Source organism: Paraburkholderia lebeckiae, assembly GCF_014201005.1.
Taxonomy (GTDB): domain Bacteria; phylum Pseudomonadota; class Gammaproteobacteria; order Burkholderiales; family Burkholderiaceae; genus Paraburkholderia; species Paraburkholderia tuberum.
On the sequence record NZ_JACHDK010000063.1, the window covers coordinates 1 to 3,150 of the forward strand.

The following is a 3,150-nucleotide window of genomic DNA, read 5'->3' on the forward strand; positions in this document are numbered from 1 at the left end:
GTAGTGGATGAACAGACGCCGCCGGGTGCAGTTGACGACGATACGGATGCGGACGCTGATTCCGATGCTGATGCTGATGCGGACGCGGATGCTGACGCGGATGCGGATGCGGATGCGGATGCGGATGCGGACGCGGACGCGGATGCTGATGCTGATGCTGACGCGGATGCGGATGCGGATGCTGACGCCGATGCGGATGCAGATTCCGATGCGGACGCGGATGCGGATGCGGATGCCGACGCGGATGCGGATGCTGACGCCGACGCGGATGCTGATGCGGACGCGGATGCTGACGCGGATGCGGATGCGGATGCGGATGCTGACGCGGATGCCGATGCGGATGCGGATGCAGATTCCGATGCGGATGCCGACGCGGATGCGGATGCGGATGCGGATGCTGACGCGGATGCCGATGCGGACGCGGATGCTGACGCGGATGCGGATGCTGACGCGGATGCCGATGCCGATGCCGATGCGGACGCGGATGCTGACGCGGATGCGGATGCTGACGCGGATGCCGATGCCGATGCTGATGCGGATGCCGACGCTGATGCTGATGCTGATGCGGATGCCGATGCGGATGCCGACGCTGATGCGGATGCGGACGCTGATGCTGATGCTGATGCGGACGCCGACTCAGATGCTGACGCGGATGCGGACGCGGATGCGGATGCGGATGCGGATGCTGACGCGGATGCCGATGCCGATGCCGATGCTGACGCCGACGCGGATGCGGATGCGGATGCGGATGCGGATGCGGATGCGGATGCGGATGCTGATGCGGATGCTGATGCGGATGCGGATGCCGATGCGGATGCGGATGCGGATGCCGATGCGGATGCGGATGCTGACGCCGACGCGGATGCCGATGCTGACGCGGATGCCGATGCCGATGCCGACGCGGATGCTGATGCCGATGCCGATGCCGATGCCGATGCTGATGCCGACGCGGATGCGGATGCGGACGCTGATGCGGATGCGGATGCGGATGCCGACGCGGATGCGGATGCGGATGCGGATGCCGACGCTGATGCGGATGCCGATGCGGATGCTGACGCGGATGCCGATGCCGATGCCGATGCCGATGCCGACGCCGATGCTGACGCTGATGCTGATGCTGATGCGGATGCGGATGCGGATGCTGACGCGGATGCGGACGCTGATGCGGATGCCGACGCTGATGCGGATGCCGATGCGGATGCTGACGCGGATGCCGATGCCGATGCCGATGCCGATGCCGATGCCGACGCCGATGCTGACGCTGATGCTGATGCTGATGCGGATGCGGATGCGGATGCTGACGCGGATGCGGACGCTGATGCTGATGCTGATGCGGATGCCGATGCGGATGCCGATGCGGATGCTGACGCGGATGCGGACGCTGATGCGGATGCCGACGCTGATGCGGATGCCGATGCGGATGCTGACGCGGATGCCGATGCCGATGCCGATGCCGATGCTGATGCGGATGCCGATGCGGATGCTGACGCGGATGCCGATGCCGATGCCGATGCCGATGCCGACGCCGATGCTGACGCTGATGCTGATGCTGATGCGGATGCGGATGCGGATGCTGACGCGGATGCGGACGCTGATGCTGATGCTGATGCGGATGCCGATGCGGATGCCGATGCGGATGCGGACGCTGATGCTGATGCTGATGCGGACGCCGACTCAGATGCTGACGCGGATGCGGACGCGGATGCGGATGCGGATGCGGATGCTGACGCGGATGCCGATGCCGATGCCGATGCTGACGCCGACGCGGATGCCGATGCTGACGCTGATGCGGATGCGGATGCGGATGCGGATGCTGATGCTGATGCTGATGCGGATGCGGATGCCGATGCGGATGCGGATGCGGATGCCGATGCGGATGCGGATGCTGACGCCGACGCGGATGCCGATGCTGACGCGGATGCCGATGCCGATGCCGACGCGGATGCTGATGCCGATGCCGATGCCGATGCCGATGCTGATGCTGATGCTGACGCGGATGCCGATGCGGATGCGGATGCGGATGCCGATGCGGATGCGGATGCGGACGCTGATGCTGATGCTGATGCGGACGCCGACTCAGATGCTGACGCGGATGCGGATGCGGATGCGGATGCGGATGCGGATGCTGACGCGGATGCCGATGCTGACGCCGACGCGGATGCGGACGCTGATGCCGATGCGGATGCGGATGCTGACGCTGATGCGGATGCGGATGCGGATGCTGATGCGGATGCTGATGCGGATGCGGATGCTGATGCTGATGCGGATGCGGATGCGGATGCGGATGCCGATGCGGATGCGGATGCGGATGCGGATGCTGACGCCGACGCGGATGCCGATGCCGATGCTGACGCGGATGCCGATGCCGATGCCGACGCGGATGCTGATGCCGATGCCGATGCCGATGCCGATGCCGATGCCGATGCTGATGCTGATGCTGACGCGGATGCGGATGCGGATGCGGATGCCGATGCGGATGCGGATGCGGACGCCGATGCCGATGCCGACGCCGATGCTGACGCTGATGCCGATGCCGATGCCGATGCCGATGCTGACGCCGATGCGGATGCGGATGCGGATGCGGATGCGGATGCGGATGCTGACGCGGATGCGGACGCGGATGCCGACGCGGATGCTGATGCTGATGCTGATGCGGATGCTGATGCGGATGCGGATGCGGATGCTGATGCGGATGCTGATGCGGATGCCGACGCGGATGCGGATGCGGATGCAGATTCCGATGCGGATGCGGACGCGGATGCTGACGCAGATGCCGATGCCGATGCGGATGCGGATGCCGATGCTGACGCTGATGCCGATGCCGATGCCGATGCTGACGCCGATGCGGATGCTGATGCTGATGCGGATGCGGATGCGGATGCTGACGCGGATGTTGATGCGCCGGACCAGCCAGTCATTGGCGCAGTGATTGACGACGTGGGTCTGGTTCAGGGTCCGGTGGACAATGGCGGCAGCACGGACGACACGACGCCGACGCTGGTGGGCAAGGGCGAACCGGGCGACACGATCGTCGTGATCGACAACGGCACGCCGATTGGCGAGACGCAGGTCGACGAGGACGGCAACTGGAGCTTCACGCCTGATACGCCGCTGGAAGAAGGCGAGCACGAGTTCACGGTGGTGGAGCGT

At 65.3% G+C, this 3,150-nt stretch carries 1 protein-coding gene; it reads left to right on the forward strand.

Going from position 1 to position 3,150, the window contains the following annotated elements:
* Positions 1-3,150: hypothetical protein (locus tag HDG39_RS34405; protein ID WP_221305971.1), on the forward strand; the 3,150-nt coding region annotated here is incomplete at both ends.